This is a genomic window from Prevotella sp. E9-3 (assembly GCF_022024015.1).
Lineage (GTDB): Bacteria > Bacteroidota > Bacteroidia > Bacteroidales > Bacteroidaceae > Prevotella.
Genome location: NZ_CP091786.1, coordinates 1,211,264 through 1,238,005, shown reverse-complemented (window position 1 = coordinate 1,238,005; position 26,742 = coordinate 1,211,264). Strand labels below are relative to the sequence as shown.

Annotated in this window: 14 protein-coding genes and 1 pseudogene; 5 read left to right on the top strand and 10 right to left on the bottom strand. The window is 44.9% G+C overall.

Going from position 1 to position 26,742, the window contains the following annotated elements:
* From L6475_RS04275 to L6475_RS04240, 8 genes are all read right to left on the bottom strand, one after another.
* Positions 1–9,882 (bottom strand): LamG-like jellyroll fold domain-containing protein, encoded by a 9,882-nt coding sequence (locus L6475_RS04275; RefSeq protein ID WP_237822823.1) that lies wholly within the window; start codon positions 9,880–9,882, stop codon positions 1–3.
* A 184-nt stretch (positions 9,883–10,066) separates the two neighbouring features.
* Positions 10,067–11,656, bottom strand: a complete 1,590-nt coding sequence (locus tag L6475_RS04270; protein ID WP_237822821.1) for a peptide chain release factor 3 — start codon at positions 11,654–11,656, stop codon at positions 10,067–10,069.
* Positions 11,657–11,755: 99 nt separating this feature from the next.
* The gene (locus L6475_RS04265) at positions 11,756–12,559 is read right to left on the bottom strand and encodes a M15 family metallopeptidase (RefSeq protein WP_237822819.1); all 804 of its coding nucleotides are present in this window, start codon (positions 12,557–12,559) and stop codon (positions 11,756–11,758) included.
* A gap of 96 nt (positions 12,560–12,655) precedes the next feature.
* A complete protein-coding gene (locus L6475_RS04260) occupies positions 12,656–13,426 on the bottom strand; it encodes an EFR1 family ferrodoxin (protein ID WP_237822817.1) in 771 nt (256 codons plus the stop codon).
* Entirely contained in the window at positions 13,423–14,274 is an 852-nt protein-coding gene (gene rfbD, locus L6475_RS04255; RefSeq protein ID WP_237822815.1) for a dTDP-4-dehydrorhamnose reductase, read from the bottom strand. The genes L6475_RS04260 and rfbD overlap by 4 nt, the downstream gene beginning before the upstream one ends.
* A 1-nt stretch (position 14,275) precedes the next feature.
* On the bottom strand, positions 14,276–14,821 hold the full coding sequence (locus L6475_RS04250) for a DUF4924 family protein (protein WP_237822813.1): 546 nt from the start codon (positions 14,819–14,821) through the stop codon (positions 14,276–14,278).
* 18 nt (positions 14,822–14,839) lie between these two features.
* A complete protein-coding gene (locus L6475_RS04245) occupies positions 14,840–15,505 on the bottom strand; it encodes a LysE family translocator (protein WP_237822811.1) in 666 nt (221 codons plus the stop codon).
* Between the two features lie 62 nt (positions 15,506–15,567).
* The gene (locus L6475_RS04240; protein ID WP_237822809.1) at positions 15,568–17,253 is read right to left on the bottom strand and encodes an NAD(P)/FAD-dependent oxidoreductase; all 1,686 of its coding nucleotides are present in this window, start codon (positions 17,251–17,253) and stop codon (positions 15,568–15,570) included.
* Positions 17,254–17,347: 94 nt separating this feature from the next.
* Between L6475_RS04240 and L6475_RS04235 the strand changes: the two genes are divergently transcribed.
* The 4 genes from L6475_RS04235 to L6475_RS04220 all read left to right on the top strand — a co-directional run bounded on the left by L6475_RS04235 (position 17,348) and on the right by L6475_RS04220 (position 21,379).
* Positions 17,348–18,541: a glycoside hydrolase family 88 protein gene (locus L6475_RS04235; protein WP_237822807.1), complete on the top strand. Its 1,194-nt coding sequence runs from the start codon at positions 17,348–17,350 to the stop codon at positions 18,539–18,541.
* Between the two features lie 77 nt (positions 18,542–18,618).
* Positions 18,619–19,008 carry a DUF1573 domain-containing protein gene (locus tag L6475_RS04230; protein WP_237822805.1) on the top strand — a complete coding sequence of 130 codons (390 nt, stop codon included), beginning with the start codon at positions 18,619–18,621 and terminating at the stop codon, positions 19,006–19,008.
* 53 nt (positions 19,009–19,061) lie between these two features.
* Positions 19,062–20,573, top strand: a complete 1,512-nt coding sequence (locus tag L6475_RS04225; RefSeq protein WP_237822803.1) for an alkaline phosphatase family protein — start codon at positions 19,062–19,064, stop codon at positions 20,571–20,573.
* Positions 20,574–20,635: 62 nt separating this feature from the next.
* Complete coding sequence (locus L6475_RS04220; RefSeq protein ID WP_237822802.1) at positions 20,636–21,379, top strand: polyprenol monophosphomannose synthase; 744 nt, start codon at positions 20,636–20,638, stop codon at positions 21,377–21,379.
* Here the strand turns inward: L6475_RS04220 and L6475_RS04215 are convergent.
* Complete coding sequence (locus L6475_RS04215; protein ID WP_370641652.1) at positions 21,376–23,805, bottom strand: glycoside hydrolase family 127 protein; 2,430 nt, start codon at positions 23,803–23,805, stop codon at positions 21,376–21,378. The two genes, L6475_RS04220 and L6475_RS04215, sit on opposite strands and share 4 nt — an antisense overlap.
* 125 nt (positions 23,806–23,930) lie before the next feature.
* Here L6475_RS04215 and L6475_RS04210 point away from each other — a divergent pair.
* Positions 23,931–25,880, top strand: a pseudogene (locus L6475_RS04210) (glycoside hydrolase family 127 protein); the annotation flags it as partial.
* 69 nt (positions 25,881–25,949) lie between these two features.
* Here L6475_RS04210 and L6475_RS04205 read toward each other — a convergent pair.
* The gene (locus L6475_RS04205) at positions 25,950–26,708 is read right to left on the bottom strand and encodes a 1-acyl-sn-glycerol-3-phosphate acyltransferase (protein WP_237822800.1); all 759 of its coding nucleotides are present in this window, start codon (positions 26,706–26,708) and stop codon (positions 25,950–25,952) included.
* Positions 26,709–26,742: the final 34 nt, after the last annotated feature.

Below are 26,742 nucleotides of genomic sequence, written 5' to 3'. Positions count from 1 at the left end.
TTATTTGATTATCACAGTCTTGCCATCGAGCAGATAGATGCCTGCGCGAGTAGGACGCTTCTGTAGTTTCATGCCCTGCAAGGTGTACCAACCGCTTTGGGCAGCATCGGTCATAGGAAGGAAGCTGATAACGGTAGGAACCTGGAGCGTTCCCAGTACGGCATTCTCCTGATAAGGAATGGTTTGTTGGGTTGTAGCCACTATCTCACCATCGCGCTCAAGAGCGAAGAGAACGGTGTGGTCGGCAGCCTTTCCAATACTTAGGAAGAAGCGGTTTTCTGAATCCAGTTCGGACATGCCACAGATGTCGCCAGCGGAATAAGCTACTAAGCGATCGCCCTCCTGCGGTTCAACGCCATCGACTGTGGCTACCACATTCATAGACACGCCCGATACATTCATAAAGAGCGGAGCCTGCGGAGCGTGGGAAGAACCACCAGAACTGTAGCGTGACGCATCATTATAGGTGGGATAATCGAAAGATGCCTCGTCGGCGGCCATACGACGCAGCATATAACCCTCACCGGTCTTCAGGAACTTCAATGTTCCCTTCCAGGTACGATTGCCCTTTGCATCGACAGAGAGTACAGCAAATTCACTCTGCGACTTGATGATATCGCCATCGGAACCATGGTCGGTATAGTCGCCCAAGGCAATGGCCACAGGCAAGTTGATGGGTGATACATAACCAATGCGGTTCCAACCTTTCTTCACCTTGATACGTGCTGTGGTTGGGCTACCCTTAATATAGGCATCCTTCTTATTATTTGAATAGAAGCGATACATCAAACGAGGATTGATGACCACTTGCTCGTCGCCGCCATCCCAATAGCAGGAATCACCAGCCATCAGGGTTTTATAGGTCATCAGTTTGGTAGTGCCTTTTTCATAGACAATCTCTACAGCATCGCCAGGCATCCACAAGGTGCTGGCATTGAGCAGTTCGGAAGGCTTGCACTTCTCAGGCTGTACATAGAGCGACACCCAGTTCCAGCCTTTTTCCAGAGAAAGGCGCTGCATTTCTTCAGAAGTGTTGTAGAGCATGACAGGATTGTCGGTAGAACCCATAATCTTGTCGGCCTTGAAACTGATATAGTTCACTTTCGGGGCAACACTATAGATGCGGCCATGCGATGCATCCCAGAGTTCGAATTTCAATGGAATCTCATCGTAATTGCTGTTATAGACAGTGAGGAAAGCAAGGGCCTCGTTGGCATTGTTGCTATTGTCAACATCCAAACGGGTGACGCCCAGCAACTTGTGGTTGGTGCCAAACACTGCCAGCATATCGTCAGGATCGTGGGACACTTCGCCTTCCACCATCACACGGGCTATCATGTGCATCGTGATATTCTTGTTGCGAAGGTCTTCATCGACCTCCCACACTGGAGCCTCACTGCGCACAGTGACGTTAATAGGCAGCGGCTCTACCATTCCGTCTTCGGTAATCAGATAGATCACTTCATCATAATCGCCTACATTAATAAAAGGTGAAATGGTGAAGGTAATCGTTTCAGTGTCCAAGGCAGAGAGACGACCCTGCGTCTTTGATGCGGTGATCCACAAAGGAAGACCACCAATGGTATAGTTCTTGATTTTTCCACTCAGGTTGGCAACATCGACCGTGAACGAATGTTCATCGCCATACTTTGCATCATAGTCAATATGTTTCTCGCCCCAGCGCAACGGACTCTTATAGACATAGAGGTCCATCGTGGCTGGCGAAGCCATTGTATTGCCATTCAAGTCGGCCACTTCCATAACCGTCACCTTGACATTACACTTCTCAAGACTGACATCGGGCATATCAAAATTGATAAGGAGGTCAGTACCATCACAAACGTACGAGAACTTAATATTCTCCAATACGTCCATCTCACTCATTGGAGCATAGTTGGTACGGTCGCAAAGAGAATTGACAACATCGGGAGCCACGATAGTATCGCGACGTTCAGACACCTGACCGGTAGTCTTGTCGGTATAGCGACGCAGGCTGAGTCCGGTGGGCATGAGGCGCTGCGAGCCGTCCATCTGAAGTTCGTACTGGCTGAAGCTGAGATAGCACATGAGTCCCATTTCAAAACCGGTTTCGGTAAGATTAGAATTATCAATAAGAGACGACTCGGGGAGTACCATCTCGTACATCTTGATTTCATCAATATTACCATTGATAGGATTCACAATGCCATCGGTGGTATAAGTGGCACCTGCAGCCAAGTTTGTTCCAAGGATACCGCCTAAGGTATCGACGGCGAAGGTCTTCTTCAGACTATTATCCACATAGAGGTTGCCCACATTGCGCGAACGGTTGACAGTGAGTGCAACATTGTGCCACTCGTCATTATCGACATCGACATCAGTCTGAAGATTAAGGCCATTGAGTTTCAATCCCAGTTTTCCTGCATGTACACCGAAGTTGAAATGATTCTTGCAGCCATCCTCGTTCTCGCCCAGACCATTGGCCAGGAGCGTTCCCTCACTATCGGGCGTGCGGAACCAGAACGACAGCGTGTAGTCCTGATACCAGTCACGGTTGAACAGATTGTCGTTGAGTTTGAAGCCTTTCTTGCCATCGAGTTTCATACTCAGGCCTGCCGGCATTTTCCAATTAGTGCCGCTCAGCTGCAAATCGTTACCGTTAGGCGACTTGTTGTAACTGTACTTTCCCTTACCCTCGCTCAGTGGGTAGTTATCGAGTAGTCCAAGTTCATAACCGGTGAGTTTCTTCTGAGCATAAGCTCCTATCTGGGCTGAGTTCAGTGCCTGATTCCATAGACGGAACTCAAGCATTTGTCCCTGATAATCGATACTATTTAACAGATTTCCTTTCTGAGCGGAACCTAAAATAAGGTTGCCTACACCCGAATAGAGTTTATTGTAACGGAACGAGCCCAAAGAAGTGGTGCCATCATAGATGGTTACATCAACTACCTTATCTGTAAGATTTTGGTCAAACACAAAGGCCACTTGTCGCAAACCATTGAAATCAATTGCTTTGTCGGACAGGAAAGTGGTATCGTTGAAAGCCACTGCCAAATGGCGATCGGCAGTCACGCCAAGTTCCAGCGAGTTGCTTCCAGTACCATGACTGAAGAAAGTCATGGACTTGTCGTTCTGATCGGGATTGATCATCACATCGATGGTAAACGAACGGTTGTTCAAGTTGCGGCGACTTTCAGAATATGCCTTACTGCCTTCGTCGAAACGGAGATTGGTGGACTGTGTGATATTTGTTTGATTGGTAGTACCCACAATCTGGAAGTTGTTCAGTTCACTCAGATAGTTGCCGGCTATAGGCTCGGAGAATCTCAACACCACATCGGAACCAATGTCCAGAATACCATTTACAGGTTGCGGAGTGCCGAAGAGTTGCGGACGGCGAGTATCTTTGATACCAGTGATAATTTGAGACGGATTGGTCAGGAAGCCGTTGCCATAGCGGCAGTAGTTCACAGCACGCAGGTCATAGTTCTGCTCAATAGGATCTTTCTCTCCATAGAAGTTAGCTATGATATGTCCGTCATTCTTTATCATCTCACACACACCGCTTGCCTTTGCCATAAGCGTAGAGTCATTATAGAACGAACAAACTGATACCCAGTCTTTATCGCCTTGCGTAGAGAGCTTATACTGCAGTTCGATATGATCGAAATTGCGGAAATTCACATCAAAGCCGTCAATCTGCACTGGCATGAAGTACTGTTGCTGTTCATGATCGTAAGCCGACTCTGTGTTCATCACCCACTTATCGCCAGGCAACGTGATATCAACATTTCCAGCAGTGGGAACATAATGAGCAGAGAGATAGCAAAGCTGTTTGCGCGAGGGGTCGCTGGGATTATAGAGTCCGATAGCAATATTATCATAGTCGAACTCTGCTCCTGCATAGATTTCTATCTGTTTGGTCACCACCTCGCCCACGGGGATATAGATACTATGGCCCTCACCTGAGAGCGAAGCACCATCAACGGTCACCTTTGCACCCTTCACATTGGTACGGTCTTCCAGGAAATAAGCAAAGTTGATAGAGGCCAGTGCAGGGGCTTCACTCTCATTGGCCATGTGGATAGTGAAACGGGCAGGCTCGCCATAAGGAACATTAGCCACAGAGGCCTGATCAGTCCATATACGAAGTTTGTCAATCTCTATAGTCTTGGCATCGAGCAATGTGCCAGCACTGTAGTACTTCGTATAACGAGCATCCTCGTAAGGATTCACGGTAGCGCCGCCACGAGTGCGATAGACCAGACTACGATAGCGCTGAGCCCTGTCACTGTCGAAGTAAGAAAGGAAGCCCAAACCCGACAGGCCTTTCACATCATCAATCTTATCTTCGGTCGTTACCTGGAACAGTTCGTCCAAATCGCCTTCCTCGGCACGTCTCTTCAGTTCGTCTAGGTCAACCTTTGTACGATAAACATCTACCACGAGGTTTGACTTGCTGGAAGTGGACAGTGTATAGCCGACTTTCTTTGACTCGCCTTCAGACTTGCCATAAGTGTAATTATAGTCAAATCCAATGATTGGCGCAATATCAAACTGCAGACTTACACCAGTCACTTCTACCTGAACAGCTATACTTCCTACTGACTCCTCTTCAGTAGATGTAGTGGATTTTTTGTATCCAGGAATAGCGCCAAAGGCAATATTTCCAGGATCCAGCCCCGGGAACAGCCAGTAGCGGCTCTCACTTCCACCCAGTGTGAACGACTCGCTATGGGTGATGCTGCTACGACCGTCAAAGTCATAGCTTTGAACAAGCTCGCTGGCATTCAGCTTCTCATATTCATTCTCGGCCATAAAACGAATCCAGGTTTGTATGTTACGGTTGATCACAGCTATAGAGTCACTGCACTGACCTTCCATGCCATCAGGTTCAACCATTTCATATTGCCAGCCAAACCGCTCATCATCCTGATCTACCTCACTGATATAGACTGCACACTTCAGCTGAGTAGCTACCAACTGTGCTGTCTCCTTGGTTGTACCCTTAGGCAAAAGAAGCGTGTTGCGTACCTTCAGCATGTTGGGAATGAGTTCCTGCTCTATGAACGCTTGTGAGTGGACAAAGGTATTCTTCAAGGTAGTATAACATTGCAGAACCTCATCGCGCACCAGATAGATTTTCTGACCATTGCTGGTACCTTCTGCCATCACTTTCAAAGCCCCTTGGCGTACATCGAACTTGTTGCCATCAACACTAAACGAGCCACCTTCGTGGGTAGTAAGCAGTTGATAGGTATCTTCGTCAATGACACGCACAGCAATGGCATCCTCTACTACGGCATTGTGAGTCACACCGATATACACATCGGCATCGCGCCCAACATTGAAGATATCACCGCTGGTACTGATTCGGTCGGCCGTCTCAAAGGTATAGCTGTGCTGCCAATTATTATAATAGGTGGTTGAGAGTGTCATGTTCACAAAACTCTTTGAAGAGAAACTGTTCACAAGACCAGCCGCTGCGCCACCACCCATGCCGGCCCACAAACCAGAGTAATAGGTTGTACCGCCACCGGCGCCCAGTGACATCTGAACGCCTGCCATAGCCTTGATGTCGTTGGTGAAGCTGTAAGATATCTTTGAACCGCTCTCAATGTAGGCACTTGAACCAGAACCAGGAGGATCACGCAGGATATCGATAAGATAGGTACCACCATCATTGACTATGCGGCGTCCCTCGCTCTTAGCTTTTGCAGCCATCACGAAGCCTTTCACAGGTTCAACATCGTAATAGGTACCGTCATAAAGGAGTGTCATATTCATGTTTTTCAACGCCCTGTCGCCCTCTTCAGTAAAGGTCAGATTCTGTGGTGTGAAGATATAGTTGCCTTCACCAATACTATCCAACTGGATGGTAGCAGTCTCAGTGGTACTGATCAGTCCGTTGTTGATAATTACGCTGCCACCGTCTAAGAGTACGATATCAGGCACGTTACTCTTTGTATCGTTGTTGAAATAATAACGTTCTTGGGCAGAGAGGTTCATAATGATAGAGCTGCCTGCCATAAACACCGGATGACCGAAAGCATAGCCGGTAGAATCGTTCCACAACGAGATGGTTACGTCCTTGCCGGTAACATCGAGTGATTTATAGGACTCAATACCCATATATTCTTTTCCTCCCATATTGAACTGCTTGACCTGAAGCATCGGACTGGAATGATAGATGCGTTTCCATGTTACGGTATCACCCTCCACATTCTTGGTAAAATCAACAGTCTCACCCACCTGTCCCGGCTGGAAAAGTGTGGAATAACCATTTGCCGACACTTCCGTTACCTTATACTTCACGGGCAACACAGGAACACAGTATTCACCTGTCAAGGGGTCTGGATGAATCACCATACGGTGACGATATACATCTACCGAACAGGTATCAGTAACGCCGAAGGTATATGGATTATGGCGTTCTGTAACGGTAGCATCTAGCTGGTCGCGAACCAGCCATGAGGTATTGTCGCCCTCCAATTGCATCACAATAGTAAGGGAGTCGCCAAGATTGTTCTTAGAGAGTGACTGTCCAAGGGGCAGATTGCCCTGTACATTGCCACCAACCACGCGACCTTGCATCATAACCCGAGTCTGATCCCAGAACAAATGTCTGGGAACACTTTTCTGCCAGTTCACCTGTGTCTTGTCATTGCCTGCAGCATCGGGCGACAGGTAGAAGCCATCGTTGGCAAATACGTGTCCTTCTTTCACCACACGGATGGTGTGAGTGCCTTGTGGAATGCTCACACTGAAACTACCTTGCGAATTAGTGGTGACAGGCATACCAGAACCATTGCGGACGATCACGCCATCACGCTCAAACATTGCTCCTACCACAGGAACAGAAGTTCCATCGTACATTACTTGTCCAGACAGTAAATAATAATCATCCTGAGTGAAAACGAGATTGGAAGTAAGGTTTGAAGCATCGTTGAAAGTTGCGTAGAGTGTGGGGAAAGGTTTTTCCTCACCCGTTGTCTCAACAGTGATGGTAACGGTCTCTTCACCAGTATAGACGATACCTGCTATTTCAAAGTATCCATTCTCATCAGTAGTTGTTGAATATTTCGTTTTGTCGGAGGTATTCACTACTACCTTACGGTTGGCAAGTGCTGTTCCATCAAACAGTCGCACATAACCCTGCACCATACCTGTAGGCTTACAATGGCCAACGATGGTCAGTTTACTGATCTGTTCGCCCTCACATTGAGTGACACCTTCCACCGTATATTCATAGTTGTGCTGTGGGCGTACAGTTTTGTCCACATAAGAAGTCTGGTCGTACTCGGCTTCCAACACAATGGTAGTATCTTTCGTCAAGTCACGACGAGTGATACGGTAGAAGTCGGCTAATCCCTCTTTTATAGTCCATGAAAGTACTACACTGGTCTGCTGTTCTTCAAACTGGAGCGAGTCGAGCTTGACATTGCTATTGAATGTGAACTGAGTAGCACTATCAGTGGGTATGTCAAACGATACTGTCTTCACACTATCTGGTGAATCATTGATACGCAACTGCGAACCACCACGGTCAATGACCAAACGGAACCCATAGTCCACGCAAGGACTAGTCAGTGACACCGTGGCTTTATGCTGTTTAATCTCGTCTTTATCCAACTGGCGCTGCACCGTACTGTTCAGTTTTCCCTTTACATACTTATCGATGCAAAGTGTCAGCTTTGCCTTCTCATCCCAGACATAGATGATACTGCTCATAATCGGCAATACAAGACTGTTTGAGGTCAATATCCACCGGTCACCCAGCATATTCTTAATCTGTTTGGCCGTCTTGTTTTCCACGGATGTTCCTTGCGGCTCCTCGCCAAATGTCTTGCGGTACAAGCAGTTTTGGAGATCAATGACACTATTCCCGACACCCGAATAACGTGCTACAAAGTTTTTCCAGTCACTCGAAGGCGAAGATACTGTCGACGGATTGAAATAACAATTCTTCAAAGTCACCTTCGCATCCATATAATAGTCACCCACAAAGCCCGACGTTGCTGATTCTCCTAAAATCTTACCATCGAAACGGCAGTCTTGGATGAGAAGTTCCGAGTTATTACCTCCAGCAGCTCCAACCAAGCCTGCAACCAGAATGCTGCCTATGAATGTTGACTTCAGGGTGACAGAAGAACGACAATTTTGTATGTCACAGTTATTATTGGTTTTTCCGACAATACCGGCAAGACAATTTTGGGCGCAAGTTATAGACCCATCCACATGCAGATTGAGTATGGAAGCATCTGAAATATATTCAAAGGGTGCATAAATAGAAAGAATATTGGGAGTATTTTCACCCATATAATAATTAACTGTCAGCGTGTGTCCTTGTCCATCGAATATTCCTGAAAAAGGATGGTTCGTCACACCTGAGCCCACCATCGGAGCATCAACTGGCAGTTCCACATCAGCCGTCATCTTGGCCGTCAGCAATTGTTCGCCATTGTTCACACGGTCGGCAAAGGCTTTCCAGTCGTCAGCGGTGGCAATCTCAACGACCTCACCGGATACAGACTTTTCAGAAGAAACGGTTTTCATTCCGAACGCACTTGGAGGGAAATCCCAACTGAGCATAATATCACGCACATCATTCTCTCCCCAATTGGGTGCACGCTGTACGGTGGCACTCTGAACATAGGGAAGTGCCAAGGGTTGTGTTATAACCAGCATCGCAACACCAGCCTGTGTTGACCATCCCCAACTGGCGGTGGCCATTCGACGAATGCGGTAGCTCACGGGCTGGTTGTTATAAACCTGAGGCAAGGCTTCGTCGGTAAACTCATAGTCGGCCGTTGCTTCGTCAAAGGCTACCATGCCAACCGTCTGCCAGTTGCTATCGCCCATACCAGTGGTACCTGTCAGGTTGCGCTGAATTTCCCATTGGTCTGTGTTCATAATGTCGCCCCACTGCGTATCGGTGATACTCCACGTCAGGAGTGTTTTTCCGTCAGGCTGCAACTGCGCAGCAAAATTCTTGGCATGGTGAAGCAAAGGAATGGAGAGCGGCGGATTGCTCCTGCGACCAGTGAGCAGAGCGCCCTCGGTGTCCTTATAATCCACAACCACGGTAAAGTTATCAATGAGGTGGTCGGCAGGCACATAAACATAGCCCATTACGGTGCTGCTGTCGGTCTCCAAGACCTGAGTCACTTGCTGATTGACGGTGCGGTCGAAATATTCTGCCTGAGCATGCTGCAAATTGGTGGCGGCAATCATCCATGGAACAGAAATCTGCCCAGTATGCGATGTCTCATAGCTCAATACTGGCTCCAAAATTATGGGATTCACTTCTGCAGGAGCGGCATTCACCTGTATGGTTTGATCAGGAATGTCCACCCATCTGTTTTTGATGCTATTATTACCTGTTTTATGTACCTTCCAAGAGATGATGAGGTTTTTACCACGCAGTTCCCTTGGCAAGTGCCAGTCCAGGTCGATTATCATCAGACCATCTACCTCATAGACACCTCGTTTGATGATGTCCTGCGAAAGTACAGGATTATCGGCATCCTTCTTTACTTTTGAGCACATAAACTGCACAGTGCCAGGTGCGAATGTACGCATGTTTGTCCATACGTAGGTGTCATCATCGTCAATGTCTGTTTCAGCCACCCACCAGTTCAGTATGCACACTTGAGCGTCAGTACCTTCCACCCGGTAATATACGTTGCCGTCATACACCCAACTATCATCACTATTCTGATCGTAGGTTGGAATCCTGAACGAAATTTTGTCCACTCCATCATACTGAAATTGGTAACTGGTTACATTTCCCACATAGTCTTTGGCCAAGACAGATTGTACAGAAAATGATAACAGAAAAAGTGTTATGAAGCTGAATAGTCTGTCAATAACGGTAATTCTTTGACCCTCGTGTTCCATAAAAATACAAGTTTTAGTAGTTCGCTGTTATGAAGAATTGTTTTAGTTCAGTTGTATCAATTTGCAAAAATAATAAAAAATCTTAAACGAAACAAATAAATATTAGAAAAAATGGACATTCTGTACAAAAAAATCTGCGTTATCTTTTTGGACAACGCAGATTTTATGATGAAAAACAATATTTTTAGAACTCGCTGGTGAAGTGGAACTGAATATGTTCGAAATCCTGTTGAGCCATACTAAGCACGTAGCCAGAGTCGGCAAGAAACACATCCCTACCCTCTTTATCCTTTGCCATATACTGATATTTACGCTTCTTAAAGGCTTCAAGTTCCTGCTCGTTATCGCTGGAAATCCAACAAGCCTTATAAAGATGAACGGGTTCCCAACGACACTTGGCATTGTATTCGTTCTCCAAACGATACTGAATAACTTCAAACTGCAACTGACCAACGGTACCAATAATTTTGCGACCATTGAACTGATTGACAAACAACTGGGCTACACCCTCGTCCATCAACTGGTCGATACCTTTCTGAAGTTGTTTTGCCTTCATGGGATCATCATTCTCAATATACTTGAACAATTCTGGTGAGAAAGAAGGAAGGCCACGGAAATGAAGCTGTTCGCCCTCGGTAATAGTGTCGCCAATCTTGAACATGCCACCAGTATCAGGCAAACCGACGATGTCACCAGGCCAGGCTTCATCGATGGTTGACTTGCGCTGAGCCATGAACTGTGTGGGCGAAGTGAAACGAATGGTTTTACCCTGACGCACATGCAAATAGGGCTGGTTGCGCTGGAACTTGCCAGAGCAGACCTTACAGAAAGCAATACATGAACGGTGATTGGGGTCGATATTGGCCGTAATCTTAAAGATAAAGCCTGTGAATTTCTGTTCCTCAGGCTGTACCTCACGTTCTTCAGCCTTTGTAGGACGGGGACTTGGCGCAATTTCGACGAAACAGTTCAAAAGTTCCTGCACACCAAAATTGTTCAAAGCCGAGCCGAAAAACACAGGAGCAACTTCAGCCTCGCGATAGGTCTCTACATCAAATTCGGGATAAACGCCATTGATAAGCTCAAGATCGTCACGCAACTTGGCAGCATCCTGCTCACCGACTCTATTGTCGAGTTCAGCAGAATCGAGTTCTACACTTACTTTTTCCGTGACGCGTTGCTTATCGGGAGTGAAGAGATCGAGCTTCTGTTCGTAGATATTATACACGCCTTTGAACTTTGCGCCCTGATTGATTGGCCATGAAAGAGGACGTACCTTGATTTCGAGTTCTTGCTCAAGTTCATCCAACAAATCGAATGGATCACGGCCTTCACGGTCCATCTTGTTGATAAAGATGATAACTGGGGTTTTGCGCATGCGGCAGACAGTCATCAGTTTGCGAGTCTGTGTCTCAACACCTTTTGCTCCATCAACCACAATAATGGCAGAATCGACAGCTGTCAGCGTGCGGAAAGTATCTTCAGCAAAGTCCTGGTGACCGGGAGTATCGAGGATATTCACCTTGTATTCAATATCCTTTCCGTCAGGGGTGTAGTCGAACTCCATCACAGAAGTACTGACTGAAATACCACGCTGTTTCTCAATCTCCATCCAGTCGGACGTTGCAGTTTTCTTGATTTTATTATTCTTCACTGCGCCAGCCACCTGAATCTGTCCGCCAAAAAGCAGGAATTTCTCAGTCAGCGTGGTCTTACCGGCATCGGGGTGCGATATAATCGCAAACGTTCTTCTACGCTCAATCTCTTGATTCACAATAATCTATTATTTGTTTTGCGGGTGCAAAGGTACAAAAAATCGAGAGCAACACAAAAGAAAAAACTATTTTTATACAGCCGATTGCTGAGTGCTATCCTATTGATTACCGCTTTGCAACTGCTTCACAGGGAAATTGAAATAGGTTTCAGGGAATGGCTCATCCTTCAGTGTGAAGTGCCACCACTCAGAGTCCAAAGCCTTGAAACCATGATTGAGCATAGCACGGCGAAGTATCATACGATTCTCGAACTGTTCGGGTGTGATACTACGACCGCTGGGCGACTTGCTGTTATCACCGGTATATTCTCCTGTTTCAGGATTACCGCAAAAGTCGGGATGACTCTCGGGGCCGAACCAATCGAAGGTTCCACCCATATCTAACTCTTTCTCCGTTTGCATATCAAAGAGCGTCAAATCAACAGTACTGCCTCGGGTATGGCCACTTCGTTCATAGATGTACTCCTGTTCGAAGAGTACACTTTTATCGAGATCGGGATAGAAATAAGTTTTCATCTCAGTAGCTGAAAGGTCGGCAGCCCAGCGAACGAAGTGATCGACAGCCACCTGTGGACGATAGGCATCATAGATTTTCAGTCGATAGCCTTGAGAAACAACTTCATCGCTCACCTTTTTCAGTGCCTCGGCGGCCTGTTTAGAAAGCAGGGCTGTAGGTTCCAAATAGCCATCAACACGCTTACCCACGAAATTGTAGGTACCATAATAGCGTATTTCCAGAATGGCATCGGGCACAACATCGGTAAGAGTTACAAACTGACTACTGTCATAAGTAGAGTCGAGAGATTCTTTTCGGTTAGCATTGTTAGAGCAGCTTGTTAAAGAACAGGTACTGCTTACGAAGGCAAAAAGGACGGCAAGCATCCACCATTTTCTCTGTTTCATAAATGAATGGGGTTTAAAATAAAGAGAGACAAAATGAAATTATTGAAAAAAACAGATAAGATAAATAATTATGAATTATGCATTATGAATTATGAATTATTTGAAATAGTACTGTCCACGCTTACGGGTGATTGTTCCGTAGTTTATAGCATGCTTAGGACAATGGTGATAGCAGGCCAGACAGCAGGTACACGAATCATCGTGCTGCCATCGAGGCAGTCCATCTACCAAACGTACATCGCCTGTAGGACAAACTTTTTCACATTTTCCGCAATGGATACATACGTCAGCATCGACAGTGAATTTGCTATCGGTAATCATATGAGCATTGAAGTATGCACCTATCACATGTGAAAACGTCCAAGGGATAGCACCTTTCTTGGTATATACCTCACCACTCTGGCGGTTCACAATCATGAATCCATACCGTTGAAGGTCGGCCGCAGCTTTGTCGATTTTCTCTTTTTCTCGCTCAGGGGTATCGGTGTACATGAAGGGCAGGCACACATAACTCTCAGGCATGACGAGCGAGAAAAGACTGTCAGCATGCAGTCCGATGGCCGCCAACTCCTTATTCAGAATTTCCATTGTCCGACCAATGCTATCGCCACAGGTTACTAATGCATAGCAATAGTGGTTTTGAGACTGTTCAATTACCAACTGACGGATAAACTGACGAACGATGTGAGGAGGTTGCCAACCATGTACAGGAAAGCAGAAGCCGATACGTTCGTCTTCTGCTAATTCATAATGGACATGTTCCTTTTTAAGTTCTTCGGGGATGAAGAACAGCTGTTCCCCGGTGAGGGTTGCCAACTGCTCGGCGGCCCAACGAGTGTTGCCTGTTCCTGAGAAATAGAAAATCATACTAGTTGGTCAATGCATTCACGGAGTGACTCCTCCCAATAGGGCACTTCAATGCCGTAGGTCTGCTTGATCTTAGTTTTATCAAGCACAGAAAAATGCGGACGATTAGCAGGAGTGGGATATTCAGCCGTGTGCAAAGGGCGAACTTTACAAGTTGAGATACCAGCTATACGATGAATGGCTTTTGTAAAATCATACCAAGAGATTACGCCCTCGTTAGAGAAATGATAAACGCCGGGCTGAATACCTTTTTCAATAGCAGCAAAAATGGCAACGGCCAAATCACGGGCATAAGTAGGTGTGCCTATCTGATCGAAGATAACGCCTAATTCCTGTTTCTCTTTGCCCAAACGAATCATCGTCTTTACAAAATTATTGCCAAAAGTACTGTAAAGCCATGCAGTACGTATAATCATGGTGCGCTTACAATGAGTCATTGCAGCCTGTTCACCAGCAAGTTTGGTTGTGCCATACACGCTGTTCGGACAAGTAGGATCGGTCTCAACATAAGGTGTATGCTTGGTGCCGTCAAACACATAATCGGTAGAAATCTGGACGAACCATCCACCCTGTTTTTCAACAGCCGCAGCAAGATAGGCGGGAGCAAGTGCATTCAGTTTCTCACAAAGATTCTGATTTTCCTCTGCTTTGTCAACAGCGGTATAGGCAGCACAGTTCACGATGCCGTCTATTTTATGTTCAGTAACAAACTGATCGATAGCCACTTGATTTGTAATATCCAATTCCTGAACATCTGTATTAAAATAAGTGTGTTCAGGATGCAGTTTCTCTAACAACTGCATTTCGTTCCCTAACTGGCCATTGCAGCCTGTAATCAAAATATTCATCTTAGTCGAATTTCAGTCCTTCGTTTTTATCTTTATGATAGTAGTCTGAGAGCATCCCCACAAAAGTTGAGATTTCTTTGACCGCATGTTGAGTATTCGGAGTTATCTCTTTCTTCTGCAAGCGTAGCATCATCACGCCATAGAGAGAGTTAAAGCAGGTTTCAATTTCGTTTTCCTCTTTGTTCACGCCCCTATTGCGTAATTCAACAATAAACGGCAACACCTTATAGTAGGCTGTATTGTAGAAAGGATATTTGGGAGAAGAAAGGAGCTGTTCGTGCAGTTCAATAAGCGTCTGCATGGTCACCTTATTAATTTGAAGATGACCTTGTTCGCGACACCCTTCTTCATTCATCATTCTAATCAGATTGCCAAACCAGTCAATTTCGTCTTCCTTCTGCTCGTCTGTATAATCAAAACGGTCAACATACTCACGCTTGATGCGAGGAAGGGAACAGTCGAAAGCACGAATGGTATCCTCCACCTGCCACATATACAACAGGTATTCAGCAATATTCTTTTTGCGTAATTCTTGTGCTATAAACATCTTTAGGGATTCCAAAAATTAGAAAAAACGCACCAGATTAGTAGTTGTACCCAGCAACATGATGATACTACCAATAATCACTGCCACACCAATAATCTGATTAATGAGTTTGATGCCAAAGTCATCAAACTTCATACGTATTTTGTCAATGAGCCAAGTCAAGCCCCACCACCACAGCAAAGCTCCTCCTACAATGCTGAGGAAGCCCACCACCATCTCAAACGGATGATTTGGCAACACGAAAGCAAACTGGGCATAAAGGGCCATAAACAGAAAAACAATGAGAGGATTGCTCAGGGTAACCAGAAAGGCTGTCCATGTGTTATACCACAAGGTTCCCCGTTCTGTACTCGATTGATGCATATTTCGCGTTGGGTCGGTACGATAAGTGTACCAACCAAAGCCCATCAGCATCAATGAACCGATAATCTGCAAATAAAATTTATTCTGGGGATCCTCAACAAAATCCATTACAAAAGCCATACCGTAACCTGTGATGGCAGCATAAATAATATCGCTGACAGCAGCGCCTATACCTGTAGCTAATCCAAAACCACGTCCTTTCTTCAACGTTCGTTGAACGCACAAAACTCCCACAGGACCCATTGGTGCTGAGGCTATCATTCCAATGAGAATACCTTTGAAGATAAAATCCAATATGTTAATTGGCATGTGAAACGGCATAACGTGTGCAAAAGTAAACAAAAATGTTGACAATGGAACTATTTTTTAGAACATTAACGCATTTAAATCCCATTCAAATAGGCAGCACACATTTCTGCACAACGCTCGCCATCGACACCTGCCGAAACGATTCCTCCGGCATAACCAGCCCCTTCGCCACATGGAAAAAGCCCTTGCAGTCGTACATGTTGAAGAGTCTCATTTTGACGCACAATGCGAACAGGCGATGAAGTACGGGTTTCTACGCCAATCATCACCGCTTCGTTGGTCAAGAAGCCATGTGCCTGACGGCCAAAAGCCAGGAAGCCGTCCTTTAAACGAGAAGAAATAAACTTTGGCATCCAAAAATGCAACGGTGAAGCTATCAGGCCGGGAGCATAACTACTTTTAGGTAAGTCAGAACTCAGTCGGCCATTGACAAAGTCGGCCATACGCTGAGACGGAGCCGTCTGCTGGCGATTGCCCTGTAACCAGCAGTCACGTTCCAATTGTTCCTGAAAAGCAAGAACTTTTAATTGAGATTTGAGATTTGAGAATTGAGAGGTATGATTAGACGCCTCGCTAAGAAGTTTATCATTAACAGAGCTAATCATACCTCTCAGCTCTGAATTCTCAGTTCTCAACTCAGAAGTGAGAACGTCTTCTGGTCTTACCTCAACTACCATACCTGAATTAGACCACTGGGTACCGCGATTGGCGGGACTCATACCGTTAACAACAATCTGTTCAGGACCTGTTGCAGCAGGAATAACGAATCCACCCGGACACATACAGAAGGAATACACACCACGGCCATTAACCTGAGTCACGAAAGAATATTCGGCTGCAGGCAGCCACCGTCCCCTACCCTCGCGTCGGTGATACTGAATTTGATCAATCAAGTGAGAGGGATGTTCCAAACGTACACCCACTGCAATACCCTTAGCTTCAATCTCAATATTAGATTCGGCAAGGTATCTATAGACATCACGGGCACTATGACCTGTGGCGAGGATAACCGGTCCTTTGAACTCATGAGCAACAGGAGATGAGAGTTGAGTGTTCTTCGACTCGGCTTCAACACCGACCACCTTATTGCCCTCGAGAATGAGCCTTGTCATCTTTGTTTGAAAATGGACCTCACCACCACAACGAATGATGGTATTGCGCATAGCTTCGATAACTTTAGGCAATCTGTCGGTACCAATATGGGGATGAGCATCGGCCAGAATTGCAGTAGAAGCACCATGCTGACAAAATACATTCAGGATTTTCTCGATATTACCGCGTTTCTTAGAACGGGTATAAAGTTTACCATCACTGTAGGCGCCTGCCCCGCCCTCACCAAAGCAATAGTTGCTTTCACCATCAACCTGCTGGGTACGACCAATAGCAGCAAGATCTTTTTTACGTTCATGCACATCTTTTCCGCGCTCCAACACAACAGGACGTACACCCAATTCTATAAGTCGCAAGGCAGCAAACAATCCGCCAGGACCGGCTCCGACCACTATCACTTGAGGACGATCACTCACATCGGGATAGTCAACATGCTGGTATTCATCATCTGTAGGTAACTCATTTACATAGACACGTACCTTCAGATTCACGAAGATTGTACGCTGACGGGCATCAATACTCCTTTTAAGAATCCGTAAGCTCGTAATATTCTGAAAGCGTAAACCATATTCATCAGCGAGAAAATGTTTCAGTCGTTCTTGCTGAGCAGCCACTTCAGGTAATACTCTAATCTGATATTCGTTCGTCATAATTGGCGCAAAGGTAGCAAAAATATTTATTTTTCTTGCCTATTTCACCTTTTATTATTATTTTTGCGGCCAAATTAAAATGAACCTTCCAATAATGAAAAAACTAATCACCCTTTGTTCTGTGGCCTTTTTCTCGATTCAAATCTATGCACAGGCCACTGCCGATGAGGTACTCAGCACCGCAAGAATAGTGAACAACTATTTCATGGAAAAATATGCCGATCCTACCATTCCCACTAATGTAAATAAAATTCGTCCGTCAAGTCTGTGGACTCGTGCCGTTTATTACGAAGGATTGATGGCCCTTCAAGAGATAGATCCGCAACAACGATACTTGGACTATGCACTGACATGGGCTAATTTCCATCAGTGGACTCCACGTAATGGGGTTACCACCTGTGATGCTGATGACCAATGCTGCGCACAGACTTACGTTGAACTGTTGCCATACATTAACAAGGACTACAAGGAACAGCTCAAGAATGTCATAGTAAATTTGGAACATCAGATAGTAACGCCCAATACAAAAGCGCAGACAACAACCCCAAAAGCAAAAACGAGCGTGAACTCTTTATATGGTTGGTGGACATGGATAGACGCTATTCAGATGGCCATGCCACTCTATGTACAGGTTTACAAATTGACAGGCGACAAGCGCTATCTGGAGCATGGCATGCAGATGTACCGTTGGAGCCGCAATGAATGCGGACGTACGGAGGGCAATCCAAAGAAAGGACTTTTCAATACTGACGAAGGACTTTGGTGGCGTGACGCCGACTATGTGCCTCCCTACAAAGAACCAGACGGAAAGCAATGCTATTGGAGCAGAGGCAACGGATGGGTATATGCAGCACTGGTGCGTTGCATGAATCTCCTGCCCAAGAAGTCGAAAGAATACAAAGAACTGAAGAAAGACTTCCTGATGATGAGTGAAGCCTTACGCAAATGTCAGCGCGAAGACGGTTTTTGGAACCCAAGCCTTGTATCCACCAACTATGAGATGAAAGAAACCTCAGGTACAGCCCTTTTCCTTTATGGTATGGCATGGGGCATCCAACAAGGTTATCTGAAAGAGAAAGTATATGGTCCAGTGTGCGATCGTGCATGGGAGGCGATGGTGAAAGACGCAGTTCACCACGATGGTTTTTTGGGATGGATGCAAGGTACAGGAAAGGATCCCTCAGCCGGACAGCCACTATCCTATACAAAAATCCCGGATTTCGAAGACTATGGCACTGGTTGCTTTCTTTTGGGAGCTGCCGAATACTATAAATTGAAAAAATATTAAAATAAATCCTATTATAAGTTGTATATGAGGTTTATTTATTACTTTTGTCAGCAAATCAATACACAATTACTATATTTATGAAGAAGATTATACTGCTTACCGTCATGCTGATTGGCTGCATGACTATGGCGATGGCACAGAAAGCTGCCGAGATTAAGTTTGACAAGGTGACTCACAATTTCGGTAAGTTCTCAGAGAAGAACCCCGTTGTAACCTGCACATTCTCTTTTATGAATGTAGGCGAACAGCCTCTCATCGTCAATCAGGCTGTAGCTTCATGCGGATGTACTGTTCCTGAATATACCAAAACTCCTATCCAACCAGGTGAAAAAGGTGAGATAAAAGTTACTTACAACGGAACAGGTAAATTTCCTGGCCATTTCAAGAAGAGCATCACCGTTCGCACGAATGGAGAGATTGAAATGACTCGTCTCTATATTGAGGGCGACATGGAGGCTGCTGAATAATGTATCATTTCATCAAAAATGACTATTAATAATTCGCTAAAACAGTTATTTTCATGAGAAAAAACATTCTTATCCACTTATTTATATTAGCCTGTGCAATGAACACTTATGCGCAGGCTTTTTTTGACGAAAAGCCAAAAATAGTTGTAGGTATAGTTGTTGACCAAATGCGTTGGGACTATCTCGACCGCTACTATAACCGATTTACTGAAGATGGTTTCCGTCGAATGATTAGCGAGGGTTACTCTTGCAACAACTGCCTAATAAACTACCTTCCCACCATTACATCTATTGGTCACACCTCAGCATACACCGGTTCTACTCCAGCCCTTCACGGCATCTGTGGAAACAATTTCATGATTGATGGAGAGAAGGTGTATTGTGTGACAGACAAGTCCATGGAAACAGTTGGCAGTTCAAGTTCAAAAGGTAAGGCATCGCCTAAAAATCTGCTGGCTACAACTATTGGCGATCAATTGCGACTGCACACAGATTTCCGTTCAAAGGTAATCGGGGTGAGCTATAAAGACCGTGCTGCCATTCTACCGGCCGGTCACTCTGCGAATGCCGCCTATTGGTTTGACGACAAGAATGCATGTTTCGTTAGCAGTACCTACTACATGAAAGAGCTACCTAAATGGGCAAAAAATCAGAATGCTATATTTGGCAAGAACAAGGAAATAAAAGAATTGGGCGACCGCATTAGCAAAACTCCAATATGCGGTACAATCATCACCGACATGGCTATTGCCGCATTGGAAGGCGAGCAGTTAGGTAAAGGAGAAACAACAGATATGCTATGTGTGAGCTATTCACAAACCGACATTATTGGCCATGAGTGGAGCACACGCGGTCAGCATACTGACGATGCCTACATTCAATTGGACAAGGATTTGGCCCGTCTGTTTGCTGCTCTTGACAAACAGGTGGGAAAAGGCAACTATGTTGCTTTCCTCACAGCCGACCATGGGGCCGCTCACAACTGGAAGTTCATGCAAGAAAACAAGTTGCATGGTGGTCCTTGGTTATATGAAGAAGGACGAGAAAATATAGAGAAGGCCATCAGCAAACACTTCGGAAAAGAACTGAAGCCAGTTATTGCTGCTATCTATGACTACCGTTTATTTCTGAATCACAACACCATCAAGGAACAGGGTCTGAATCTTCAGGAGGTGAAACAAGTTATTATCGACTACTTGATTTCATCGCCCAATGTCAATTTTGCCATTGACTTTCAGAATGTGATGAATGCCAGCATCCCACCAATCCTGCGCGACCGCATCCTCATGGGCTATCATCCCCGTCGTTCTGGCGACATTATTTTCATACCTGAGCCTGGTTACTACGAGTTCAGTAAATTATCATCGCCTGTTGGTACCACTCATGGTGAATGGAATCCCTACGATGCACACATACCTTTACTGTTCATGGGATGGAAGATTCCTCACGGAGCTACTTCGCGCGAGGTTCATATCACCGACATTGCCCCCACCATCTGCCAACTACTACACATCCAACAGCCAAATGCCTGTGTAGGTGAAGCCATTACTGAAATAACAAAATAGCCATAACGCTTGCATTTTTAACAAGATAAGATCGTAAAGAATCATCACAAAGAAATAGAATCATGAGCGACAGCATCGTTATCATTCCCACTTATAACGAAAAAGAAAATATAGAGAAAATAATCCGTGCTGTATTCGGCTTGGAGAAGAGTTTTCACATTCTTATTATTGATGACGGATCCCCCGATGGTACAGCCGCCATTGTGAAGGAGCTCATGAACAAGGAGTTTGCCGACTGTCTGTTCCTTGTTGAACGCAGCGGCAAACTTGGACTTGGAACCGCCTATATCACAGGATTCAAGTGGGCTTTGGAACGTGACTATGAATACATCTTTGAAATGGACGCTGACTTCAGTCATGATCCAAATGATTTACCACGTCTTTATGCTGCCTGTGCCGACGAAGGGTATGATGTGGCCATTGGTTCGCGTTACATCAGTGGTGTCAATGTTGTCAACTGGCCTATTGGTCGTGTGCTCATGTCTTATTTCGCATCGAAATATGTACGTATCGTAACCGGTTTCCAAGTACATGACACCACAGCTGGATTCAAATGCTATCGTCGCCAAGTATTGGAGACCATCGAACTAGACAAGATTCGTTTCAAGGGCTATGCATTCCAGATAGAAATGAAGTTTACAGCCTATAAGATTGGTTTTAAGATCAAGGAAGTCCCCGTCATCTTTGTGAACCGTCGTGAAGGAACCAGCAAAATGTCTGGTGGCATTTTCTCAGAAGCATTCTTCGGTGTCATGCGCCTCCGCTGGGATGGGTGGACCCGAAAATATCCAAAGATTCAAGGTTAGTTCACTTTCCATTCCAAAATCCCGCCAGACTGTCCTTTCTGCAGTTTGACAACTATTTTTAATGCTTTCGTCTTAACAGGTCGGAAAGATATGCTATTATAACAATCTTTCCTTACCGTATATGGTTCATGGTCTTCTACTTCCATCCAGTTTCCATCGGCTGTCTCATAATAGAGCGTCCATGACTCAGGAACACGGAAACTACCATCATAATGGTCAAGATCAAGCCAATAAACCTGTACGTTGCTCACCATTTGAGGCTGTTTCCAACAATAACTAATGGCTTCCTGAGTACCATATTTCAACCACCAGTAATGATAAGGCTTTGAGATATCGCTGGAACGTTTGGGTTCCCATTGGTTGTTGGTACCACCAGCCCAAGAATCAACAGGTGCCGATTCAGGAGCATCATTCTGAATCGGGCCACGATTGGCAAAAGTCTGGGCTATTGATGCGATACTGGGAAGTGGTGTTGCGACAGCCGATATAGGAGTATTGGCAATCCACACCTCCATCTGTTGTGGTCCACGATTGTTCCAGGTACTATAAGGAATGGCACGGAACATTACATCTTTTATTTCTCCATCCTGTTGCAATTCTTTGGCAGTACCTTCAAGTACCACTACACCATTCAGCAAATTATTCTCAAAACGAGAAGTGATGGCAGCAGAATCAAGGATATACTTATTGAACACCTTTCCATCTGCCTGGTCGTTGCCTTCAAGACAATACACAATAGGACCACGTTCCAAAGCCATTCTTTCTCTATCATCCTCTACGTTGTCATTAGCCATAATACGGCGCACCTCCATAGGAAGATTCAGTTCAATCACATCACCTTTTTTCCAACGGCGATTAATTGTAACATAGTCATGATTTTCAGGATAAAGTGCCTGACCGTTCACACTCACGCTATATGCCTTCGCTTTGTCTTTATAAGTATAAAGACTGTTGCTGGTTGGCGACGACTTGAGCCATGACAGCAAACGAAGTTTGATGGCAAACTTGCCACTCCCCTTGTTTACCTTCAGTATAATCTTACCATCCCATGGATAATTGGTGATTTGCTCCAATTCAACATTACCTATCTTCGTTTTCCCCTGAACATAGAGATTGACATAAATATCTTTCCCCTGTTGAGCATAAATATAGCCAGGTATAGAAGCAACAAAACGTGTAATATTGCCTGGACAACAGGCACAACCGAACCATTTCTGACGCTCATGCTCACCATCACTCTCCAACGGATTATCATAGAAGAACTTATCTCCACTCAATGAAACGCCACTCAATACATTATTATATAATGCGCGCTCACATACATCTATATATTTTGATTGGCCTGTAGCTAGGAACATACGATAATTCCAATATACATTGGCTATAGCAGCACAGGTTTCACAGTAAGCGGTATGATTGTTCAATTCATAGTTGGGCCCAAAACCTTCCCCCTGAGCCCTACTACCAATTCCCCCCGTGATAAAGAGTTTTTTGACAGACATATTCTCCCAAATACGTTCCAAGGCATTAAAATAAGCCTTATCGCCAGTTAGAGCTGCCACATCGGCTACGCCACTATACAGATAACCGGCACGTACAGCATGCCCCACAATTTCCTGTTGCTGAAGAATCGGCATATGATCCTGCGAGTACATGCTGGGCTTGTGACCATCTGTACAACGTCCTGTCTCTTCAACAAAATACTTGGCTCCTTCCAGATATTTCTTATTACCAGTAACTTTATAAAGTTTGCACAGAGCCATTTCAATAATCGGATGACCACCAGGGCGATGAATCTGACCATCGCCAGGACCAAAGGTTTTGCATACTAAATCGGCATTTTTGATAGCTACATTCAGGAAGTTCTTTTTGCCGGTAACACGATAATGAGCCACTGCACTCTCAATAAGATGACCGCTGTTATAGAGTTCATGCGAATTGATTTTTTCCCATTTAGAATGTCCCCACCAACCTGAAAGGCGATAGCATTTATTAGTAACACAAGTAGTAAGATAGCCATCGTCTTCCTGAGCCAATGCTATAAGACTGATTACTGAATCGAGATAATGATCAAGCTGTGGGTCATAATGGACTGCCAATGAATAACTGGCACCTTCAATTATTTTGTATGGGTCAGTATCATCGAATGAGAAATCACCTTGATGCTCTTTGACCGTAGTAGTTAAACGTCCGTTGTACTGAGCTGCCAGAGCAAAATTATCGAAACGTCCATTCTTTTCACACTCTCGGAAAGCGGAGGGAATACTAACTTTCCGATTGACTTCAATACGTGGCAACCAAAAATCATCCTCAAGGTGAACTTGAGTGAAACTCACTTCCTGAATCGGAGTCATTGTTTGCTGGGCATCAATGCTAATGAATTCCACTCCAACAAGTAATATTGTGAATAAAGACCTTCTGAACATATACTTTTTAGTTTTTCGAATGCAAAAATACAAATTAAATATGAAACTAAAAAGATTATTATTACCTTTGCATTACTAAATCAAGACATCATTACATGAAAATCAGTATTTTGTTACTCGCTGCCATGATGGCGCAGCCCGTAGTTGCAAAGAAATCAGTGAACAGCGAACATCAGCCCAATGGCTACCCTATTAGCCCTGTACCATTTACCAGCGTTAAAGTAACGTCTGAATCGTTCTGGGGACAGCGACTTGAAACAAGTAGGAAGGTGACGATTCCCCTCGCCTTTTCGAAATGTGAGGAATCTGGACGATATACAAACTTCTCGAATGCTGCCCAACATCTAAAAGATTCGACAAAGGTGTTCAAAGTTAGTGGATATTCTTTCGACGATACAGACCCCTATAAAACCATCGAAGGTGCCAGCTATATGCTGCAAACCTATCACGACAAAAAGATGGTTGCTTACATTGATTCAGTACTTGATGTGATTGCTTCAGCACAAGAGCCTGACGGTTATCTTTATACAGCTCGCACGCAGAATCCTAAAACGCCTCATGAATGGTCAGGTGAACAACGCTGGATTAAGGAAGAAGATTTGAGTCATGAACTTTACAACCTTGGTCACATGGTGGAAGGTGCTATCGCTCATTTTCAAGCGACTGGAAGCAGAAAGTTTCTTGACATTGCGATTCGCTATGCTGATGTAGTATGCAAAGAAGTTGGACCAAATCCTGGACAAGTCTGTGTGGTTCCTGGCCATCAGATAGCTGAGATGGCATTGGCCAAACTATATCTTGTCACAGGAAACAAGAAATATCTTGACGAAGCAAAGTTTTTCCTTGACTACCGTGGAAAAACGACTATCGTTCACGATTATTCTCAGGCGCACAAACCGGTTATTGAGCAAGACGAAGCAGTAGGCCACGCTGTTCGTGCAGCCTATATGTATGCAGGTATGGCTGATGTGGCAGCACTTACCGGTGATAAAGACTATATCAAAGCAATAGATGCAATCTGGGAAAACATCGTTGGCAAGAAACTATATATTACTGGCGGCATTGGGGCAACTTCCAACGGTGAGGCTTTCGGAAAGAACTACGAATTACCAAATATGAGTGCATATTGCGAGACATGTGCCGCTATCGGAAATGTATATGTGAACTATCGATTGTTTCTTCTTCATGGCGAGTCGAAATATTACGATGTGCTGGAACGGACACTCTACAATGGTTTAATCAGTGGTGTATCTCTGGAAGGAAACGGTTTCTTCTACCCCAACCCATTGGAATCTAATGGCCAGCATCAGCGTCAGCCTTGGTTCGGTTGTGCCTGCTGCCCAAGCAATATTTGCAGATTCATTCCATCACTACCCGGCTATATCTACGCAGTAAAGGATAAGAATCTGTATGTAAACCTTTTCTTGTCTAACAAGAGCCAATTGAAGGTGGATGGAAAGAAAGTCTGTTTAAGTCAGCAAACGAATTATCCCTGGGATGGCGACATCACAATTAATATTGATCAGAATGCAGCAGGACAGTTTTCCATGAAGATCCGAATTCCTGGATGGGTAAAGAATCAGGTTGTTCCCTCAGATTTGTATCAGTATTCCGATGGAAAGCAACCCAACTACACAATAAGTGTCAATGGACAGGCAGTAAATAAGCCATTAGAAGAGGATGGCTATTTCACCATCAGCCGAAAATGGAAGAAAGGGGATAAAGTGCAGATTCATTTTGACATGGACCCCCGTACCATCCGTGCAAATAAAAAGGTAGAGGCTGATCGTGGTATGATTGCCATTGAACGTGGCCCATTGGTCTATTGCGCCGAGCACCCAGACAACAGTTTTGATATCACGGAGGTTTTGATGAATCAGAAACCAAAGTTCAACCTTAACAAGAAAGTAATTGCCGGAGCCTCCATAATAGCACTAACTACTGATGCACAATCACTGAACTACGATGAGCAAGGGAAACTCACCACAAAGGATCAGCGAATCACACTCATTCCATATTACGCTTGGTGTCAACGTGGATCAGGAAAGATGCGGGTATGGCTACCTCAAGACATAATACTTACAAAGAAATGATATCTAATAGACACATTACAATGCATAGACATTGACTGATTTGGTAAAAAACTACTGATCGGGGTTCTCTACATATCCCTGATACTCTGGAACGAGCGATGACATCACTGAATCATAAGCCTGATTCATGGTGGCTGCAATATTCTCATCACCTTTACCTATAGGATAAATAGCCTGATGAATGGTAAGCGAGAGTGGATGCCAGTTTACAAAATGTCCATCACGCATACGAGGCATCACATCAAAAGAACCATTGATAGTCAGGGGGACTACAGGCAACTGCAACTCATCTGCCAATGCGAAGGCACCCCGACGGAACTGTCCCATATGACCAGTAAACGAACGTGCACCTTCAGGGAACACTGTAAGACTAGTACCATTCTGAAGTGTTTCACGTGCTTTATCATAGGTAGCCTTTATCGCTTTGGGGCCACGCTTGTCAACAAATATCTGGTGCGACTTCTCACAGGCGAAACCGATGAATGGCATCTTTCGTAACTGATGCTTCATCATCCATTTAAAATTTCGATTTAGATAGCCATATATAAGGAATATATCAAAAGCTCCCTGATGATTAGCCACAAAAACATATGACTGACCTGTCTCCAAATTCTCACGTCCTTCGACCTTGACAGGAAGAAGAAGGATTTTCAATAAAGCGCGCCCCCACAAATGGCCGGGCATGTAGCCCCAGTAATGACCATTGCCAAGGGTGCAGCCAATAGAAACAGAAATAACTGTGAGCAACGTAGCCAGAAGCCCTAATGGAAGGGCTATAAACAGTTGGTAGATTCGATAAAGGTATTTCATGGAAATATTTGTATTTTTATTGTTTTGCCTGTTA